We start from the raw sequence: 529 nt of genomic DNA on the forward strand, positions 1-529 counted from the left end.
TTTTCTTGCTTTCTTTAGAAATAGGTTTATCCTGTTTCTACGCTCTTTAAAAATTAGCCTGGTTTCTTCTTTCTAGTTGTAGTGGTTTTTGCACTCCTGGAAAGGCAAAAAAGAAAATGCAAAAAATGTTTTGCAAAGGCTGAAAAAAGGCGTATACTGTTTTCAACGGTTAGGAAAACGAAGTTAGTTAACCTGGCCGGAAAATGTAGTAATGTAGTTTTGTAGATTTACCCGCTCTTTAAAAATCTGGATTCTGTTTCGTAACGCCTGGAAAGTGGTTTTTAGTACGCCAAAAGCGGAAAAATCAAGCGAGTACGACGAAACGAAAAAAAACGTTTGACAACGTTTTAAGAATCTGGATAATAAGCGGTATAGGAAGTAAGACGCTTAAGGCGCTTTCCTGGTAGTACCCGCTCTTTAACAATATAATCTCATATCTTGCGATCTTTCCTGGAAGTAATGACAACGGGAAAGGCGAGGCAAGCAAAGCGCGATAATGTAGCGCCCCGCTTGAATCGTCCGGCTTAAA

Annotated in this window: 1 protein-coding gene; it reads right to left on the reverse strand. The window is 39.3% G+C overall.

The annotated features are described in order from the left end of the window. Positions 1 to 304 precede the first annotated feature (304 nt). Positions 305 to 529, reverse strand: a 225-nt coding sequence (locus N1032_RS27680; RefSeq protein ID WP_259543941.1) for a hypothetical protein, incomplete at its 5' end; no start/stop codon positions are given.

The organism is Herbiconiux daphne (assembly GCF_024979295.1).
GTDB classification, from domain to species: Bacteria; Actinomycetota; Actinomycetes; order Actinomycetales; family Microbacteriaceae; genus Herbiconiux; species Herbiconiux daphnes.